Source organism: Daejeonella sp. (genome assembly GCF_044232565.1).
Taxonomy (GTDB): Bacteria; Bacteroidota; Bacteroidia; order Sphingobacteriales; family Sphingobacteriaceae; genus Daejeonella.
Genome location: NZ_JBIILQ010000020.1, coordinates 1 through 21055, shown reverse-complemented (window position 1 = coordinate 21055; position 21055 = coordinate 1). Strand labels below are relative to the sequence as shown.

Sequence of the window (21055 nt, the reverse complement as noted above, 5' to 3'; positions counted from 1 at the left end):
CTTGACTAACAACAGACTACTCTTTTTGGAGCAAAGAATAAGGAGCAAGCAGTAAAGACAAAAAAAAACAAAATTTGAGTTGCCAGCAAATTTAACCTTCTAGATGTCGCTTGACAGACAACAGAAAACAGTCAACCCTTTTTTCAGATGTTGCATGCCTGGCTTCGAGAACCTCAGCCACCGTTCGAGAACCTCTTTTTGGAGCAATGAACCAGGAGTATGGAATAAAGAAAAATTTGATTTAAATGAAAATCCAGATGTCGCTTGGCTGACAACCGATAACAGACAACCGCCAACTCCTTACCTTCTTCTTTCAAAAAAATTTCTTATTATTAAGCCATGAAATTTTATGTAAAACATTTCCTGCTCGCAACAGCTTTGCTATGGGTAACTAATACCAGTGCTCAGCTGAAATCACGTAATCCCAAAATGGATTGGTTTGAAAACGCTCGTCTGGGAGTTTTCATACATTGGGGAATTTATTCGGTAAATGGTATTCCTGAATCCTGGTCTTTCTTCAATAATTATATCAGTTATGAGGATTATATGAAGCAGTTAAATGGCTTTAATGCTTCTAATTATGATCCCGATTTATGGGTTAGGTTAATTAAAGAGAGTGGAGCTGGGTATGCAGTAATTACCTCTAAGCATCATGACGGGGTTGCGCTTTGGGACTCGAAAATGGGTGGTATAAATACAGTAAAAGATAGTAAAGCTGGGAAAGATCTTCTCACACCATTTGTGAAGGCTTTAAAGAAATCAGGCTTAAAGACTGGTATTTATTATTCGCTTCCTGATTGGAGTTATCCTGATTATGATGTAATGACTCGTGAGATTAAACGATACGCATTAAAATCAGAGCCTGAACGTTGGTTGAAATTTCAAAATTATTTTACTGGTCAATTAAAGGAGCTTTCAGACCAGTATAATCCAGATTTATATTGGTTTGATGGCGATTGGGAGCATAATGCTCAGGAATGGCGATCAGCGGAGGTGCAAATGATGCTTCAAAAAAGAAATCCGGGTGTGATTATTAACTCCAGACTAAATGGCTATGGTGATTATGCCACTCCAGAGCAGGGTGTACCTGTTGTTCGGCCGAGTGCTCCTTATTGGGAATTATGTTTAACCATGAATGATTCTTGGGGTTATGTTGTTCATGATAAGAATTATAAAACGTCTAATCAGGTTATTCGCACTTTTATAGACTGTGTAGCTAATGGAGGTAATTTATTGTTGGATATTGGTCCGAAGCCCGATGGTACCATCCCCGCCGAACAGGTTAAAATTCTCAAGGATTTGGGGACATGGAATAAGAAACATTCAGAAGCTATTTTTGGGACAAGAGCAGGCATTTGTGGTTCCAACTTTCAGGGTAAAACCACTATTAGTATTGATGGCAAAACCATTTATGCTTTTGTGGAAAATGTACCAAAAAAATACATTGCGATCAGAAATCTAGCCCAACAGCCTAAGCGGGTACGTGTTATTGGGACTAATTTGGCTTTGAAATATAAAATGGATTCAAGCAGCGGAGTAACTAATATTTCTATTGATGAAAACCAGTTGGATCCAATGGTGACTGTTATTGCATTGGAGTTTGAAAAGCCTGCTGAGTTTTTAAAAGAATTGCCGAAGATGAATTATGAAAATTTGTTGAAATTATCAGCTAAAAATGAAAATGCTAGTCCCGTAGATTTAATACACGCCCTAGTAAACGACAGCTGGAAGGGTGATTATTCTTTTAAGACTCAGCTTGCTCAAATAAAACCTAGTTCACCACTAGAGTCTCAATTATATTCAGATGCTAATAGCTGGCTAAAGAAGCATGCAGAGGCGTTAGTAGGTTCTGCTGGCTTACCACAGGGTTATTATGATGGCTTTAGTACATTATCTCCTGATAAGCAAACGCTTTACCTTTTTGTTGATGGAAAACCTAATGGCCCCTTGCAAATAAAAGGAATTAAAAATAAAATTAACCGAATTCGAATTGTAGGTAATGGAACATTATTATCCCATCAAATTCTTAACAAGCAATACTGGAGTGAAGTTCCGGGGATGCTTTATATAGCAGTTCCTGAAGATCAATTGGATTCACGAATGACAGTGATTGCTGTTTTATTAGATAAGCCACTAAATCTACATCAGGAAGAGATAAAACCTATTGAGAGTAATTGAGGCTATTTATTTAAACCCTAAACACTATAACTAGCCAATTGAAGATCTGTTTAGCTGTACGCTGTAACATTGTTCGGTCATTAATATTAGAGTAAACGGGGAAGTCGCGAAATATTAAGACTTATAGAGCTCTGGTTTTTAAAGGTATTTTAGATTGGAGTGCAAAAGAATTTTATAAAAATTTAGGGACTATTATACTAGATTTTAAAAAGTGTGGGATTGACTAATAGGAGAAGCGATTGAAATTTTGAAGGCAAGTAATCGGTTAAATTTAAACCTTTCTGAGTTTGATAGATATTTTGAGAACGGCTTTATTATCTTTCTTTAAAGTCAGTTTGCAAATTTAGGCTAATAAAAAAGGCTGCTAAAATTATGTTTTAGCAGCCTTTTTTGATAGTGGGTCTTAATTATTTCTTAGCCCACCACAGTGGAGTAAGTACGCCATCTTCGCCTCCTAAAAATCCTATTGCTTGTTTATAACCAGCAGCATTACTGTTTTGCAAACCAGAAGGATATCTTAACCTTTGTGGAAAATTCTTCACACTAACGGTCATGAAATTGCCTGCTGTTAAATTTGGCATATTAACCAAAGGATTTTCAATAGCTGGATTTTCAAAAAATGGAAGTCCAAGTCTACGGTGATCACTCCATGTTTCTAAAGGCAACCAAGGTGTTTGCGCGATAAATTTCTGGGTGATGATTTTAGTTAGTAAATCATTCTTTACTGCACCAGATTTATAAATTGTATTGTCTGGATACTTAATCTGTACTGTGCCATCGACATTTGTTATACCATCTTTGAAGGCCATTGTGCGCGTTGCAGAAGGTTCAGTTACGTGATCCCAACTTACAGAAGTACCAGCATTATTATAATCTGTGGAAGCTAGGTATGCAGTACTTTGTGCACCAACACCCCAGTAGTCAAGATTAGCTTTAACACCTGCTTCATAGGCAGCTTTTGCAGTCATAGGACTTACCCAGCCTCTTGCAGCTCCTTCAGCCAATAGGAAGTAAGTTTCCCAGTTAGCAAAGAATACTCTTGAACTTGCACTTGTTCTAAACTCATTCGAAGTTCGTGGCATAGTACCATTAAAAGCTCTCAAGTTATTCTTAGATCCTGGAACTCCCCAATCGCCACTAGTTACACCATTCCAAGTGTATTTCGCATCGATTGTTTTTATTGGATTTGTTCCATCAGTAAGAGTACGAGCAGTAGTTTTCGCAGTATTATCCCATGATGGATAGCTATTGAAGTTAGCATTAGCAAAATCACCAGGTATAATAAATGCTTTGAATGCTCTTGGGTCAATCTTATTTGGCAAACCATCTAACCAGTATCCTGCAAAAGGATCATTAGTTTTCATCGTGAAATGATCTTGCAGACGAAGTCCGATGTAATTATCTGGCTTCACAGAAGCTTGTAAACCTGCTGCTACTTGATTAGTAGAAGAAATTCCGCCCAAGTTATAAGTTAAATTACGATAAGTTGCACTCATGATTTGAGCATTCCACTCTCTACTCATTACGCCCGTTAAAGCATCCCAGCCGTTACGTTCTGTAACTTTGAAAGTCTGATCTGCGGCTGTTAATAACACGCCAGCAGCGGCTTCCTCGAATTCTGCCTTAGCCTTAACAGCATCTATCTCAGATAAACGCATAGCCAATCTCATGCGAAGAGAATTTGCATATCGTTTCCATTTATTGTAGTCATATTGAAAAGCTGGATCTTGTTTTTTTACAGCATCTGGATTAACAACAGCTAAATCCAGTTTTGCGCTAGCGTCTTTCAACTCAGCAAGTAAATGATAGTAAACATCCTTAACACTAGCAAACTCAGGGTTTGTGCCTTGAAAGCTGTTTACTGGAATAGGTCCGAAATTATCAGACAGCTCACTCATTAAATAAACGCGCCAGATTCTAGCAACTTGTACTAAGTTTTTTGTGTACAACTTATTTGTACCCTTAGCAACTTGATCATTTCCAACTTGTATGGCAGAATTGGCTGCATTTAGCCAGCCAGACATGTAGCTGCTATAATAATCAGATGACCATCCGTCGTTGTATCCTCCACTTGAAATACCTCCACCTGCTTGTTGGCGACCAGCGGTTTTCCAGTAAAGAATGAAAACACGTTCTGCAATATGTGGATCCATTTGCGAACTTACAATACTGTTGTTTATAAAATAATCTACCTGCACTTGGTCGGCACTTGCTGCAAGCGGGTTGGTGTTAATTTCGTCGAATTTATTACATGATGATGCCATTACTAACACTGTAAGTAGCGACCATATTCCTGTATATCTATTTTTCATTGTTATTTAGTTTGTTTTTATGTTAAAATCCTAATGCCAGGTTAATTAAGAAAGTTCTCATAGTTGGCAAGCCAGCATTTTCAAATCCGGTTGCATTGCCACTAGTAGCATAAACAGATTCAGGGTCGATTCCGTTCATATGACTTTTGATTAGCCAAACATTGTTGCATGAAACTCCAAATTTGGCATTTTTAATTGGCGTATTAGCCAAGTGCTTTCGAGATATAGAATAACTTAATTGCACATTTCTCAGACGCACATTACTTGCATCATAGATGTTTGCTTCTGAGATTCCTAAATTATTTGCAGTTGCCACACCTCTCCAATATTGTTGTGGAGTTACTTGCTTGGTGTTGGCTACAAAACCACCACTTCCATTGCTTACTGCTCCTGGAACTATAAAGCTCTCTCTTAAACCATTTGGCGCAGTTACATTTGAAGTTCCACTAGCTTGCATTGCAACGTGGGTTGCAGAAAATATTTCGCCACCAAGTCTTGCATCCACTAAGAAAGAAAGACCAACGCCTTTGTATTCAAAGTTATTTGTAAAACCTATCAGAGCCTTAGCTTGCTGATTTCCTAGTTTTACAATTTCTGGATCACGAGTTGGTATGCCATCTGAGTTTAATAGAATTTGATTAAAAAACGGACTAGTTTTATCTTTCACTCTAGAGTATTTTGTACCGTAGATTTCTCCATATCGCTCGCCAACTACTGCTAAAACAGATAAGTCGTCGAAGCCACCAAGACCGTATTTGGTAACACCTTCTGATAATTCTTCTACTGTATTGTTGTTACGTGAGTAGTTAAAAGAGGTTGTCCAATTAAGTCCATTGGGTTTACCAAGAACCTTGCCATCAATTACCAATTCAAAACCAGTGTTTTGAATATCACCTGCATTTACTTTTTTGGCTGAATAACCACTTAAAGCATCCATAGGTAAATCAATCAATTGACGGGTTGCATTTGTTTTATAGAAAGAGAAATCTAATCCGATACGACCTTGCAAAAATTTCATTTCAGTTCCTAACTCGAGTGATTTAATGAGCTCACTACGAACGTTTGGATCTAAAAGTACATTATTTCTTCCTGCTGTTGTATTTCCATTAGGGTCTTTACCGATGTTGAAAGTGTTATATAATTGATAAGGAGAAAGGTCATTACCAACTTGTGCATAAGATGCTCTTAATTTACCGAAATTAAACCAGTTTGGCATTGTTGCACCCATTTGAGATAACATATCTGTGAATACATAAGATAAACTCAATGATGGGTAGAAGAAAGAACGGTTTTCTTTACTTAAGGTTGAAGACCAATCGTTTCTCATGGTAGCATCTAAATATAGATAACCATCGTAGTTGATTTGAGCACTACCATAAACAGAATTTATTCTGCGTTTTGAAACACCTTCACTAACTCCTGCAGGGCTAACACCATTATTGAGTGAAAACAAGTTTGGTACAACTAATAGTCCAACGCTTGAACTTAATGAAGAAAAGTCTGTTTGCATTAAATTGCCTCCAGCGGTAAGCATACCTCCAAATTTACCAACAAGATTATCTTTTCTTGCGGATATTAAAGTGCTAAAGTTGGTTTCCGAAAAAGTTTGTTTACCCATTCCGTAGCGTCCTGTAGCTGCAATAGGGCTACCACTAAACACATTTGAACGGCTACTAGTAGTGTATAAATCGGCTCCACCTTTTACTTCTGCATTTAACCAATCAGTAAAGTTATATTTAACTGAACCATTTACGATAAATCGATCTCTTGAATCTTGGTTTAGGTTGTTTTCGTTGCTCCAGTATGGGTTAATCTGACTTCCTGCGCCATCAAACCATAACATATTACCAGCAGCGTTTTTAGCAGCTTTGAAACTAGTTACATCCATTGAACGTGGCAACATATAAAGAGTATAAGCACTGCTATTGTCTCTTCCGCCGATTGGTCTGTTATTAGCTTTTGTATTGCTATACTGTATTTTGGTGTCTGTTACCCAACGATCATTTGCACCAAATTTACTGACCGCTCTAGCAGTAATGTTATTACGCAAAAGCTTGGTTCCAGGTACGATACCTTCATCTTCCAAGCGGTTAAATGACGTATAGATAGAAGCGCCTTTGTAAACTTGTTGAAATGATATGCTATTATTCATATTGGCACCTTGTTGCATATAATTGTTAACATTGTCGTAAGTTGTTAAACCAATTTGTTTACCATCCCAATTTGTTACCATCTGGCCAGTAGTTTTTGGTCCCCAGCTAGTTGTCAATGCAGCGTTATAAACACCAGCATCTCCCTGACCGAAAGAGTTTTGAACCTCTGGATTAGTGAAGATATTGGACATACCATAAGAACTTGATACTGTTATTCCTAGTCCATCTTGTGCACGTCCAGTTTTTGTAGTGATTAAAATTACACCATTACCAGCTCTAGAACCATATAATGCCGCAGCCGAAGGGCCTTTTAATACAGAAAGTGTCTCAATATCATCTGGGTTAATATCAGCTATTCCGTTACCCATATCTAAGGATCTGTTCCAATAACCATTATCTGCTGCACCGGTGAAGTTATCAATTGGCACACCATCTACTACAATTAAAGGTTGGTTGGTTCCAGTAAGTGAATTACTTCCACGAAGTAATATTTTTGATGACCCCGCCGGACCATCACTAGATCTAACTACCTGTAAGCCAGCAATTTTTCCTGATAGTGTATTAGCTAAGTTAGGTTCTTTAGCTGAAACTAAAGTCTCTCCTTTTACCTCCTGTACTCCATAGCCTAGCGATTTTTTCTCACGCTTGATACCAAGTGCGGTTATAACCACTTCGCCCATTTCGTTATCTGATGAAACAAGCGTAACGTTGATTGTTTGTTGGTTTCCAACAAGGATTTCTTGCTTTGCAGATCCTATCATGCTAAACACCAAGATATCTGTTGTGTTTGCAGAAATTGAAAATTTACCTTCTGCATTTGTTTGCGTCGCTTTTGTAGTGCCTTTTAGAGCGACGGTTACTCCGGGAACTGGTCCCGAATTGTCTCTTACCGTTCCGGTAATCGTTTTTTGTGCAAATGCACTAATGCTCATAAATGTTAGCATTATTACACTTAAACACCATAAGTTGAGTTTTTTCATGTTGTTTTGGGTTTAATTGTTTTTTATTAATTATCTATTTGTATAAGGGTGTTGCGTGTTTTTGTTTTTGAATGAACGTCACCATAGTGTTCCATTACTAATGCGGCAGCTCCATAAAGCTCTGCCATTCCTCCAAGTGTTGATATTTCTATTTCTAAATTTTCTGCTATTTTAGGTATGCAATGTTCATTTAAAGCTTGTTGAATAGGAGTGGTCCATAGTTTGCCACCTAATGAACCTCTTCCACTTAAAACAATGGTTTGGGGGTTTAGGATATGCACCAAAATGGCAATACCTCTACCAATATTATATCCAGCTTCCGAAATAAGTTCAATTGCGAAGGCGTCGCCTTGGATTGCTGCATCTAAAATTAATCTAGCTGCTTCTTCAACATTTTCTAAATTTAGATTTTTCAGAATGCTAAGTTTCCCTTGTTTTAGGCCCTTTATTGCTTTTTCTACAACAACTAATAAAGAGGTTTCTGTTTCTAAGCAGCCCATTTTTCCGCAGCTACAGATTTTATCATTGGTAAATAGTGGAATATGACTTAATTCACCTGCAAGTCCATCATTACCTCGATATAGTTTTTGGTTGAGAATCATCCCTAACCCGATACCCCACCCAATATTCACAACCATTACGTTTTGTTTACCTAGAGCGGCACCAATTTTAAATTCAGCAAGTGCGATTAAACAAGAGTCGTTGTCTATTGATATTGGTAAATCAGTAATATTTTCTAGGATGCTAACAATACTTCCCTCTTTTACTTTCAAGAAGGAATGATTTAAGCCCTTTGCTGCATCCACAAAACCTGGCATGCCAATTCCAATTCCAGCTATTTTAGCTTTGGGAATCCCTGAATCTGAAATAAATTGATTTAGATGCGCACCCAATTCATCAACTAGGGATAGTTGGTTACTAAGTACAAGATCTAATTCTCTGATTTGACCTACATAATTATTTTTCATGTCAACCAAGGCAATACGGGTCGTTAACTGATCCATTGCCACGGCAATAACATACATTAAGTCGGGTTTAAGTGAAAATAATTGAGGACATCGGCCTCCGGTAGAATGTGCATAGCCGGCGGCTAGCACTGCACCTTCAGCCACTAATTCATTGATTGCCTTTGAGGTTATTTGCAGATTTTTTTGGGTAAGCGCACTCAAATCAGCACTTGAGAGAGTTCCTCCAAAGTACATGCTCTTGACCAATTTTTTCTTAAATAAGTTACTCTTATTCGACATTTTATTAATAAAGCGAGCCAATTATTATTTTAATTAAGTGAAGTTAAGACTTTTAATGAATTTTACTAAACTTTTAATTTTTTTATTAGAAGTTGATGGGGGGGAGTTAGGTAAGCGACATCTGAAAAAGAGTTGTCTGTTATCTGTTGTCAGTCAAGCGACATCTGAATTTTATTCTAATCAAATCTTTCTTTATTGCTTACTCCTGGTTCATTGCTCCAAAAAGAGGTTCTCGAATGGTGGCTGAGGTTCTCGAACGGTGGCTGAGGTTCTCGAACGGTGGCTGAGGTTCTCGAACGGTGGCTGAGGTTCTCGAAGCCAGATAAGCAACATCTGAAAAAGAGTTGTCTGTTATCTGTTGTCAGTCAAGCGACATCTGAATTTTGATTCTAATCAAATCTTTCTTTATTCCATACTGCTGGTTCATTGCTCCAAAAAAGAGGTTCTCGAACGGTGGCTGAGGTTCTCGAATGGTGGCTGAGGTTCTCGAATGGTGGCTGAGGTTCTCGAACGGTGGCTGAGGTTCTCGAACGGTGGCTGAGGTTCTCGAACGGTGGCTGAGGTTCTCGAATGGTGGCTGAGGTTCTCGAACGGTGGCTGAGGTTCTCGAAGCCAGGTAAGCGACATCTGAAAAAGAGTTGTCTGTTATCTGTTGTCAGTCAAGCGACATCTGAATTTTGATTCTAATCAAATCTTTCTTTATTCCATACTGCTGGTTCATTGCTCCAAAAAAGAGGTTCTCGAACGGTGGCTGAGGTTCTCGAATGGTGGCTGAGGTTCTCGAACGGTGGCTGAGGTTCTCGAATGGTGGCTGAGGTTCTCGAACGGTGGCTGAGGTTCTCGAACGGTGGCTGAGGTTCTCGAAGCCATCTGGATTTAGTAAATATTCTTCTTCGGTTGTAAGGAGGGCTATTATTCGATGATTATTATGCCAGTTTCATCCTTTGTTATTATTTCACCCTTGAATTCCAGTTGAATTTCATAAAACCGCAATTTAAATCCTGCTAAAACAGACTTTTTGTTAATTTTTCCAAGTCCTTGGGTTTAATATCCGGATTGATATAGTAATCCATCATTCGTTTATCCTCATTGTTAGAGGATCTGAAAATTAGATTTTTGGAGTCTAAATCAACATGTAATTTATGATTAATAGCACCAATAATTCGAAATCTGATTTGCCTTTGATTATCGTATGATTTAGTGCTTATCTGTAATAAATTATTTAACTCTATGCTTGATATTTTTTCACTGATAGGCTGATTAATGAATTTTTTCACTACCAATAATTCTAGCTCTGTGAGTGTATAATCCTCAGTTTTTACCCTGCGCTTACGATAGTAGAGGAAGCCAGCAGAAAAAACTAAAAATGCTCCTATTGCAGACAATTTGTTTGTATTACTAAAATAATCGTATCCATAAACTTGTCCAACTATGTTGGATTGTTTAATCAAGCTGTCTACATTTAGGCTGTCGAAGTATATTTTGCCTATTTTCCCTTGACTCAATATACTTCTGGAGAAGATTTTACCATCACGATAGTACAATTCACAATTTTGCATGAAAAATAGATCCTTAGTGGTTTGATGTTCAAACAAAACATTCTTAAATGGATCAGCAATTAAAATTTTTGAATCACTGCTATCATAAATTAAAATTAGATATTCTCCGGTCCAGATACTGCGGTAATAGCTTTCTGAAAGCTGCATTTGACTGTCACTTAATATGCCTTTGTCTTCCCACTCATCCTTTTTAAAGGAATAAAATCTCAGCAACACATTTTTTTTAGTTACTGAAGCGTCAATTTCAAAAAAAGCAGAAAAGAAAGAGTCATTTTTTTGGGAATATCCACTAAACTTATTTGTACTAGGGTGTTTATTGTCTTTTTGGAATTTATAAAAAGCCCATTCAAGAGTTTTGGGGTTATAATAAGTGATGATGCTGTGTTTTTGCCAAAAACCTTCTCCTCCAATTGAAAATAGAGTATCGTTTCTAAAAAACTGACTAGCATTAAAATTGTATCCTCTAAAAAATGTTTGGTCAAGGCGCTTAAGCTTTAATGTAGGTATGCGTAAACTATACACTTGTCCCGTTCCAGGAATACTAATAATTATAGAGTCTGCTTGATAAAAGGCATTTACTCCTAGATCTTCGGGGAGTTCAGTTTTTATAGTATCCCAGTTTTGGATTAAACCGAGTTCAATTTTTGGTTTTTTGGGTTCTTCTTGACTTAACATCCCCGTTTTTATATTGATAGTAAACAAGGAATGATCAGGACCAATCCACTGAAAACCTTTGTGAACTTGCCCCATAGCAAGTGTTGATAGACAAAGGATGGTTAAGAATATTGCGTAACGTTTTTTCATAGGTAAATCTATTCAAATATAGCCTTTGTCAATTACATCTTACATTCGATTGCCTTATAATTTCTAACGTGATTTGCGTAAGGTGAATTATAAGGTCTTTACATCTTATTGCTGAATAATAAATTTGATGTTAAAAATATCAATTAAATCAAAAAAGGTCTGCATAATTTTATTTAAATAAATCTAGCGGGAGACACACGGCCGTGTGTCTCCCGCATTGTCAACACCATCATTTATTTGATTTGGGATAGAGACACACGGCCGTGTGTCTCCGACATTATCATTTATTTGATTTGGGATGGAGTCACACGGCCGTGTGTCTCTACGGGTATCCCGAATTTCAACAATGCTATGCAAATGATTTGGCATGATTACAAATTCGTGCGAAATCAATTCTTTCCGAATGTCAAATGATTTAAACCATTCCTGTTCAATGATTTCGCCAAAATTTAATAACTGGGAATAGGCTTGATTACCGGAATTTACAATTTCTGCTAAATTACATTCCCTGTTTTGTGTGACAAGGGTCAAAAAATAAAGGGCATTTGCCGAATAATCCCAATCTGGTTTTCGGTGTGATGTTATTCTATATTTATTTTTGAATTTATCCAACGATGATTATTTTATTTTAATTATATAAAAATAAAATAATTATCGTCAATTGTAATAAAAATGCGTTGGGGATGGAGATGGAGACACACGGCCGTGTGTCTCTACGGATCATCCATTAAAAAAAACGAATTTAGTTTACTAATTCAAAGTCGCCTTGCACTACATCTTTGCATGAAGATTTCTTTTTGCAGCCCATAAACAAAGTCAGAACAAGCAGACCGATAACAAATTTAAATCTGTAATTCATATTAAATAGATTTCTCATACTTATTTATCTTTCATTAAAACATTGATCAATTTCCAATCGTTTCCTATCGTAGCGATGTAGGAGCCTGCACTTAAATTGGGGAATAAAGCCTCACCGTTAATAATTTGTTTACTCGCCAATGTTTTGCCATTAAAAGTGATTTGCACTGTGCTGCCCTCACGTTTTGAAACAATTTTTATAGCTCCTGGTGCATAGCATACGGCATCTTTTTTATAAAATAGGGGAGGGTCAATTGATTGTCTGACTTCAACCTTAAAGTTTTTTAAGGTGGATTCATCTTCTGATAGCACTTCATAAGAAATTGCAGACGAAAAATTCTTAATATTTTCTCCTGAAATTTGCAATACCCGATTTTCAAAAAGGCTGGCTCCCTTGCTTAAAGTAAAGACAGGTTTTAGCGTATTTAACGAAAAACTTTCTGATATGTTGATATTTACAATGTTATTACTCATGATAGACGATAAGCTCGCCACTCCCATAAAATTAAAGGATAGTATTTCTGCCACGCTATTTAAGGATGGCTCGGCAATGCTATAAGACTGGAAAAGGTCGCCTTTGTGTTCATTTATAACGTACGTAAGCGTTTTACTAACGGTGCTTATTTTATTATTGGCACTATCGTATAATTTAAAGCTAATACTTTCCCCTTGCTTATTCGAAAACACGGTGAGATAAGCATAATAACTCTTATTACTCGCCACGTAGGTTAGTCCGCTAAGCCCTCTACAAACCGTGCCAACAAATGCCGCTACTCTGTCATTCGGATTAATCAACTGCTTCCCATCCACGTTAAGCTTAGCCACTAAGGTCATGGTATATTGATACTCACTCTCCTTTACTTCCCAATTCGGAATTTGTGAAAATAAGCTCTGAGTGGATATCAATACTAGTATAAAGCAAATTGCTATTTTGCTTTTCAAAAAACGGGTTTTATCTTTTATCATCATTCTCAATATTGCGTTTACAGGTATTTAATCTAGTTCTTTATTAGTTTCTTAGTAATCACCTTATCACCTATTTGAACCTGCAGGATATAAATTCCAGGGAGAATATCGGCTTGTATTTTCACAAGCTTACCTTCTTCCATTACTTTAAAAGTGCTTTCATGTACTTTCTGCCTAAACATATTGAATACAGTAATTTTAGCATCTCCTAAATCATCTCCATTGAATAGTATTTCAAAATCTTTATCGAAAGGATTCGGGAAAACGCTGATCTCATTATCCAATAATTCGATAATAATTGGTTTTGAGATGCTGCCTAAAATTGCATTCGCTGAGAAGCTTATGATTTTGCTGCTCGCTTTAGCATTATTTCCAGAACCGATATAAGCTGTAAGATTTTCTAGTTTATCGCCATAAATGGTTATAAATGCTAGATCTTCACCTTGAACATTCATGGTTTTTGTGACCCCTCTTAATTGTCCTGATTCATTGAAAAACGAAAGATCTTGATATCCCTTTGGTAGTTTCACAATTGCGTTCATGGTGCTAGCAAACTTGCTGAACTCTTTGGATAGCAAGTTTTTCTCTTCTAATGATTCATTAATTTTTAAGTCATCTTTAAAGAGGCCATTAGCGGCTACTGTTTTAACGTTTAATCGGTTTAAGTATTCTGGGTAGGTGAACTTTTGAGCAATATTGCTTTTGAGCATATAGCCTTCACCTGCTTTTAAATAAGTCATGGAGCCTTTCCAGCCAATTGATTCGCTATAAATGGCAAATGATGATTGCGACTTAATAAGATCGCCTTCGCTTGCCTTGAAATTAGCTAATGCATCTGCAACAGGGATGTTTTTAGAAACAACATAAGGTAGCCAATTCCAGTTTTGATTTAAATCGAAAAACCATGTGCTTAAATTAACTGGTATGCCTTTTATATTGAGATTTTGACCTTTTTCAAGTTTAATCTTATACATTTTATTGCCTGAAATACCTCCATTCGCGCTGATACTTCCAGACCATCCATTGCTCGCAGGATTAAGTGCATTGTACTGATAGGCATCAAATAATGCTGGTGCAGTTGATTGAATTAAGTCGGAAGTGCTAAGAGCAAGCGATTGGGTGAGAGCATTTAAATTGGCAAATCTAGCATCAGTTACATTAAAGGATGTCCAGCTCCAGCCTTGGTTTAAGGCTATTTGCTGACCCGTTACATCGGTATTTGTAAAAATAGCCGGGTTTTTATAGGTTCCTATCAGGTCATCTTGTACGTAAGGGATAGAAAATAGGTTGTTTAAGAGTGCTTCTTTTAATTTTCCGTCGGAAGCATCCCAAATATAGAACACCATATTTTCACTCGTAGTGGTATTGCTATAAACCGTGAGATAAACAAAGTATTCGTTGAAAAGTGGATCAAATACAATGTTTGTCATTCCGCGAACCTCGTTATTTACAAGTACTACTACTTTATCGTAAAGATCATCTGTGAAAACCCCATTTAGTTTAACTTTTCCGATGATGTTCATCGATTCAGAGAACTTGCTAGGGTCCAAGACCAACGTTGGTTCTTTCTCTAAAACTCTTAGGTCTAACTGAATTTTTTCATAGTATCCATAATTAGTTTCCAAGGATAATACGGTATTGTAATTTCCAATTGCTAAGTCTTTATCAACTGTTGCCTTTAATGTTAGACTTGTATTTGGGGCAATGGTTCCTGATTTTGCTGATAATATTAACCAAGATGGTAGCTCAATTGAATAGGATTGTGTAGTTCCTCCTCGGTTAATGATAGTAATATCAAAACTCAGGTTTTCATTTGTTCGTTTTATTAAATTTACGATGTCATTATGCCCATCAACAAACCATTTTGTAGGATTTTTATTGATGAAGGCAGTCCAAGTGATGGGAGATGCTTGACGATTATCAGCCATATCATTCAAATTAGACACTGTAATGTAAGCTACTTTACCCTCAACACTTGCCCATTTTGTAATTTCCGGGTTCATTATTATTTGATCACCATTAATTACAGATTGTACAACTAATGACTCTATTGGTCGGAAGGGCTTGATACCCGGACCAACTTCAGTATAGGAAACAGGTTTAATTAGAGTAGCATTGGTGCTTACTTTTTCGAACGCATTTTTAGGATAATAGTATTTGGGCCCTGAATTACTAGCTATTTCAGGTTTATTAAAGTTCGAGTATAAAATTAGTCCAGTGGTGCTAAAATCAAGCTCAAAGTAGCGATCTGCTTTTATTTGATCGGCGGTACGCGCCATATTCCAAATGGAAATCTCGTCCATTTGTCCATTAAAATAATTGACCAATGGATAGGTAGTAGTTCCTTGATTCACTGTTTTAACAGATTGAGCTCCTAATCGGATGATACTGGAATTAAAGCCACCAATATCAGCACTTGGGAATGTTGCCGTTTCATTGCCATCTACATACATTCTTACGGTTCCATTTCTTGTTAAACTCATAGCGATATGATGCCAGCTATTATCGTTTACTTTCTTGCTACCAAAAGAAAATGTTTTATTTTCTGCCTTTAGCTCAATGCCACCAGCGAGATTAAGGTTGATAGACCATTTATTACGGTAGCCATTACTCTCAATCAAATCATTGTTATTATCCCATCCATTTGATAATAAAGTTCCAACGCTCGCCTGACCGCTTTTCATCCAAAAAGTAACAGTGGCATCCATTTCTTTGCTGATAATTACCTTAGACGCCGAATCAAGTTGTAGATAGTTTGATCCGTCAAAGTTGTAAGCAGTGCCTTTAGGGAAAATATCCCAATCAACGTTTGCAAGCGCTAGATGTTTAAATCGTGCTAAATCATTAGCAATATTTCCATTGCCTTCATTCATTGGCCAGTATCCTAAAAGGCCTAATTCATTACCGCTGAATTCGCTATTCATATTGATGGTAGCTGCTTCTCTGGTAATATATTTCTTCCAAAATCTTAAATCATGGAGATTCCCTTTGAAGGTATTGCCACCCAAAACAATTGGATTTTCATTGGTGAAGTTTATCGAATTTGTAAGTGTAGTACTTTTTTTCTCTGTGCTATTTTCAATGATTGTTAATTTCTTGGCAGTAGCATCATAAGAAAGCGCATAATAGTTGAAGGTAGTGTCTCTTGCGATGGGAGTTCTTATAGTCTGACCGCCAATTGTGTATATTAATTCGCTATCAATTAATTCTATTTTAAGTCCACTATTTTGGTTTAGTAGGGTAGAAGTACCTGCGGGACTCATATTTTTTAACCAGAATTCAATACTAAAATCGCCAGTTGTTATTGCTGGTTTAGTAATGCTAGCCATATTATTAACACCATTGAATGCCAATGAGACTTCATGTTTAACTGGTAATTGGTTTTTCTGGACTAAAAACTCAAATTTAGTGACAGTTCCGTTGATTTTTACCGGTTCATTAAAACGTAGGGAAATATCATCCCCTAAATTTAATATACCATTTCTCGGAGTTGGTGTTCCAAAGAGTACAGGAGCCACCAAGTCTACCTTTCCTTCAATGATTTCCGATTCGTAGGCTGTACTATTATAGCAACTTGTACGAGCTCTTAGCTCATAGCTGCCATTGCCTAGGCCTAAAGCAGCTATGTCCCAAGCATAATTTAGCTCTGCACCAATAATTAATTCAACATCTTTAGCTCCACCAACTTTCGCAGTATTTAAATCGTTTTCAGATTTATAGTAGGTTCTCAATCCATTCCAATCGGGGGTGCCTTTTAGGCGGTATTCCAAATTGATTTTTTCGAAACTTGCAAAACTGGTATTATAACCCCCTAATTTGATATTCACAGGTTTGGTTTTTGCATCATCGTCAAAGGCGGTATTTCTGTTTAATAGCCAGTTGTTCGACGGAGTCATGATGCTTACTGGAGAACAGGCGGGTACAAAATTTGCCGATACTAAAACATCATCTGTAGCATTATCATCACAAGTTGATTCAAATACAACACGTATATTTTTATAGTCAAATTGATCTTGTTTTACCTTTTTTAGTGTCATAGTGTACAATACTGTTTTGCCTGCAGGTACGTTTATTAATGTGCCATTTGGCTCAATGTTGATCAATGCATTATCTGGATTGCTACTTTGATCTACGCTTAGTCTGAATGTTGCATCTTTATTTATTGTACTTGTATTTCTTAATCTCAATATAAATTCGGCATTTCTGCCTTCAAAAATGCCTGCAATATTGGCAGCTACAACGGTTATTTCAGGTTTTTCTAATGCACTGGTTGCTATCGATAATGGCTTACGTAGATTTTCGGTTAGATTTATTATGCTTGCATTTGTAGTTGTCACATTGGGGTGAGTAGGGTTATAGAAGTAGGAAAGTTCAGCCCCCTCATTAGGACAAGAAGTTTCTCCGCCTTTGGTGATAAAAATCGGACCGTTACCATCAAAAGCATTAATCACATCCACACTTAATGTATTGCCTGAATCGCTATCTCTAAGAGTATATGTAACAGTGGTAGTTTCATCATTTGAGTCTTCATTTGAAGATTCAATGCCAGTCCCAATGCTTGATTTTCCACTTACTTCCAAGCCAGTTTCATTCACTTTTTGCCCAAATTCATAAGCAAGTTCACTGTCAATATCTAAGGTATAAGTAAAGGAATTAGAAGTTAAACGTTCTACTTGAAAGCCTTTTGTAAATTCACCTACTCCGGCGTCAAAGGATATGTTTTCATAAAATGTAGCATTCAATAAATTCTTAAGTTCTTTAGCTGAGTTCGACAAAGTATTGGTAAGGGGGTCTTTCAGGCTTTCAATAATAGAATTGAGGGAAGTCTTAAGCTTGTCTTTGTCGTTAAGCGCTTGATATTTCGACAATTCATTATTTAGGATCATTTTCCTCCATAGGTTTACTGACGAGAGATACGCATTTTTTGAAAGTACTCCATTCCTGTTTGGAATTAATGTTCCAGCATCAATTTGTGCGATAATATCCAAATACTTTGGGATAATTTCATTTAAGATATTGTGCTGAGAGTATACAAATAATGTTTTTTCTGGAGCATCATTAAAATATAATGCCTTGTTAATTTTTGGATAAAGCATTGATATATTAGAACCGGCAAGAGGCAATACTTGGATTGGACTAGAGCCATTAGCGGCACTTGATGCAATTAAATTATTATAGGTTCCATAAAATTGATTTGCTGAGGTTCCAATATACAAATCGGCATCGCTACCTATCCAGCTTGGATCGTCACTTGTTGAAATAGTTTGGTTAAACGTATAGGTATTAGTTACACTACTACCATCGCTAGACGACTGTTCCATCGATATGCCATTTTCTAAACTATTAGTGGTTTCTGTTTTTATAACAGGACCAGCAAGACCGCCTCCAACACTTATTTCTACTCCAAGTGCAAGTTTTACATTTGCTTCATTGCTATTTTTTGCGCTTATTGAACTTTCTTTTGAAAAACTAAAGGAAGATCCTTTTTCTATGGTTGCCGAACTTTCAGATCCAGGAGGGTCACGTAAAACAAAATCAGGGACTTGCGGACCCGCAGTTACGAAAGTTTGCGTTCCATCAGCAACACCACCCAACAGAATACCTTCTTTTTTATAATTTTCCAGTGGAGTATCCACACCATTCAATCGGTATCTCAAATCAATAGTTCTCTTATACCCGCTAGCTGCATCGGTATTGGGTATTCCGCCCTTAAAGCTATAAATCAATATGCTTGGGTCTGTTGTAGAAACTACCGTCTTTTCACTGTTTTCTAGTGCTAAATTATTGGTGGGAATGATTTCGCCGCCTTCCACCGGAACAGTGCTAATAACTGGTCTGCTAACATTTGAGTCAAAGTTTGAATAGCGTTCCTGACCTTGAATTTGTATGAAATAATTTCCAAATTGGCTGTAAATTGGAGTGATTGGATTGCTTCTTATCGTATAAGTTTTCCCATCTGCTATTATTTGTGAGTCTGAACTTTGGCTTAAGACAGTATAGATTGGTGTGGCAAAATGTGTAAATTTCAGAATCTCCTGATAAGGTAAGCCGGTAATGGTTTTATTGCCTTGTACAAATGAAGCGTATTGCAAGGGTTTAATAGCTGTAAAATTGATTGTTTTACCCTCACTAAGTAGTGGCTTATTGTCTGGGTTTTTGCCACTGGTAAAAGTCAAATCATTTTGCGCCAAAATATAACTAAGAGGCAATAATTTTACACGGTATTCTCCTGTTTGGGTATTAGTTTCAAAACTAGTCTTGTATTCAGGGGTTACGCTGGTTGCTCCAGCAGGTAGGTGTCCGAGTGTTAGTCTTGCTTTTCCAATATTATTGGTGGAGGTATAAACAATTGATCGATCAATATTAGCATCATCTTTATAGGTGTAGGTCTTTGTCCCATTAAATCCAAAACCGAGTGTTTTATCGGCTTCTTTTGTTCCGCCAACAACACGACCAATCACATATACTTTTGTGGTATCAATAAATGTAATGGGCTCATCGCGATCCTCAAAAAAGTCTTGATAGGTATTGGTATAGGTGGTGTCTTTATTAACTATTGTACGAGTTCTGGCAGGGTATCGTCCTTCAAGATCAAAAGTATGGCCACTTTTGCTGATGCTAATGGCATGCTTGCCTATGGGTACTTCAATTGTAAATCTACCGTTTATGTCGGTTTGTATAGGCACATTATTCGCATCAATTGCCGGCTGATTATCAATACTTACATAGGCATCTGGCACTGGTATAGCAGCGTATCTACGCAAGCGGAGTATTGTGCCGTTTTTATCTTTTTCTGCCCAGTACTCTCCTTTTTGATATTTTAAGTTGCCAATTGTATAAGCATTATAAGCTTCATCTTCCTTAATATCGCCAGTTATTGCAGCATCCGAAGTATATGGAAATACCTCACGGCTATCATAAACTGCAATTCCTTTAAATACAAAGGATGATTTATCAATAAAATCTACATTGTTTACCACTGTGGATCCTGCGCCTAAAAATGCTAGTTCCTGCTTCGGATTAAATTCATGTTTTCCAAAAGAAGGCACGATGGTAAATGCATCTCCATTGCCGCTGTAAGGTATTGATGAGATTACATAATTGCCAAATTCGTCAGTAACACCTAGTATACCTAATTGGCTATTTAAAGGAATATTATTTACATTATCTTCACTATTGGCCCAGGTAGCTGGTATCTGCGCATGACTTAATTTAATATCATTTCCATGAAAATCAAAGCCAGTATGTGCTAGATCGTAAGCATAATCTCCTGTTTTTTCATTTGCTTTGATATAGGTATTGAAATAAGACTCATTGCCTTTCAAATAACGGCGATAATCTCGTTGAATTTGAGAGGGACTTAAAGCAGTTTCCCATACACGGATCTCGTCTATAAAGGCAGTTTTTCCTCCTCCCATTTTAAAACTAAGCCATTTTGGATTATTATTGGCGTTATTTAACAGTACAGTGTTATTGTTGCTTGTAAAAGTAACTTTGGCACTTGCAGTTGATTTGTCTTGGGCTAAGAGGGTATTCATCTTAGTAGTATATGCCGCATTAATTAAGCGTCCATTGATGTAAATTTCGGGTATTTTATTATTCCTTAATACGGTGCTAAAATGTGTAAAAGAGCTGTTTATTGTGTTGATCGGGACTAAAATATCCTCGCCTTTATTGTCTATTTCTCCACTTGGAATATAATCAGTCAGCGTAATTTGTTGCGTACCAACGGTTGCTGTAAGTGTATTTTTTCCATTTAACAGACCCAGTTTAATTTTAAATACCAATGATTCACCAGCACCACTTCCCAATAGGTTATATAAGGTTAATTCTTCATTATTGAAGTTAGTCTCTGGCCTTACCCAAGTTTGTAGTGTGATGGAATCTTTTAAGCCTTCGTGTAAGTTTTCTACAGAAATAGAGCTGTTTGTTGGCACCTTTAGAGAGCTCCCAAAACGGAAGGAGCTTCCTGTAGGGTTTGCGCTAATCAAAACGTCT

Annotated in this window: 7 protein-coding genes; 1 reads left to right on the top strand and 6 read right to left on the bottom strand. The window is 37.0% G+C overall.

All coding sequences use genetic code 11. The features are described 5' to 3' along the window. Positions 1-339 precede the first annotated feature (339 nt). Positions 340-2178: an alpha-L-fucosidase gene (locus tag ACILQF_RS02375; protein WP_395625812.1), complete on the top strand. Its 1839-nt coding sequence runs from the start codon at positions 340-342 to the stop codon at positions 2176-2178. 407 nt (positions 2179-2585) lie between these two features. Here ACILQF_RS02375 and ACILQF_RS02370 read toward each other — a convergent pair whose 3' ends face one another. The 6 genes from ACILQF_RS02370 to ACILQF_RS02345 form a co-directional block, all read right to left on the bottom strand. Further along, positions 2586-4490 (bottom strand): SusD/RagB family nutrient-binding outer membrane lipoprotein, encoded by a 1905-nt coding sequence (locus ACILQF_RS02370; RefSeq protein WP_395625811.1) that lies wholly within the window; start codon positions 4488-4490, stop codon positions 2586-2588. A gap of 22 nt (positions 4491-4512) precedes the next feature. Beyond that, the gene (locus ACILQF_RS02365) at positions 4513-7623 is read right to left on the bottom strand and encodes a SusC/RagA family TonB-linked outer membrane protein (RefSeq protein ID WP_395625810.1); all 3111 of its coding nucleotides are present in this window, start codon (positions 7621-7623) and stop codon (positions 4513-4515) included. Between the two features lie 26 nt (positions 7624-7649). Next, the gene (locus ACILQF_RS02360) at positions 7650-8870 is read right to left on the bottom strand and encodes an ROK family protein (protein WP_395625809.1); all 1221 of its coding nucleotides are present in this window, start codon (positions 8868-8870) and stop codon (positions 7650-7652) included. Positions 8871-9874: 1004 nt separating this feature from the next. Continuing rightward, the gene (locus tag ACILQF_RS02355) at positions 9875-11233 is read right to left on the bottom strand and encodes a hypothetical protein (RefSeq protein ID WP_395625808.1); all 1359 of its coding nucleotides are present in this window, start codon (positions 11231-11233) and stop codon (positions 9875-9877) included. An 879-nt stretch (positions 11234-12112) separates the two neighbouring features. Next, positions 12113-13033 (bottom strand): hypothetical protein, encoded by a 921-nt coding sequence (locus ACILQF_RS02350; protein WP_395625807.1) that lies wholly within the window; start codon positions 13031-13033, stop codon positions 12113-12115. Positions 13034-13089: 56 nt separating this feature from the next. Further along, a complete protein-coding gene (locus tag ACILQF_RS02345; protein ID WP_395625806.1) occupies positions 13090-20994 on the bottom strand; it encodes a LamG-like jellyroll fold domain-containing protein in 7905 nt (2634 codons plus the stop codon). Positions 20995-21055: the final 61 nt, after the last annotated feature.

Excerpts from the sequence above, each read along its gene's own strand:
- ACILQF_RS02375 (WP_395625812.1), top strand. The coding sequence starts at position 340 with ATGAAATTTTATGTAAAACATTTCCTGCTCGCAACAGCTTTGCTATGG.
- ACILQF_RS02370 (WP_395625811.1), bottom strand. The coding sequence starts at position 4,490 with ATGAAAAATAGATATACAGGAATATGGTCGCTACTTACAGTGTTAGTA.
- ACILQF_RS02365 (WP_395625810.1), bottom strand. The coding sequence starts at position 7,623 with ATGAAAAAACTCAACTTATGGTGTTTAAGTGTAATAATGCTAACATTT.
- ACILQF_RS02360 (WP_395625809.1), bottom strand. The coding sequence starts at position 8,870 with ATGTCGAATAAGAGTAACTTATTTAAGAAAAAATTGGTCAAGAGCATG.
- ACILQF_RS02355 (WP_395625808.1), bottom strand. The coding sequence starts at position 11,233 with ATGAAAAAACGTTACGCAATATTCTTAACCATCCTTTGTCTATCAACA.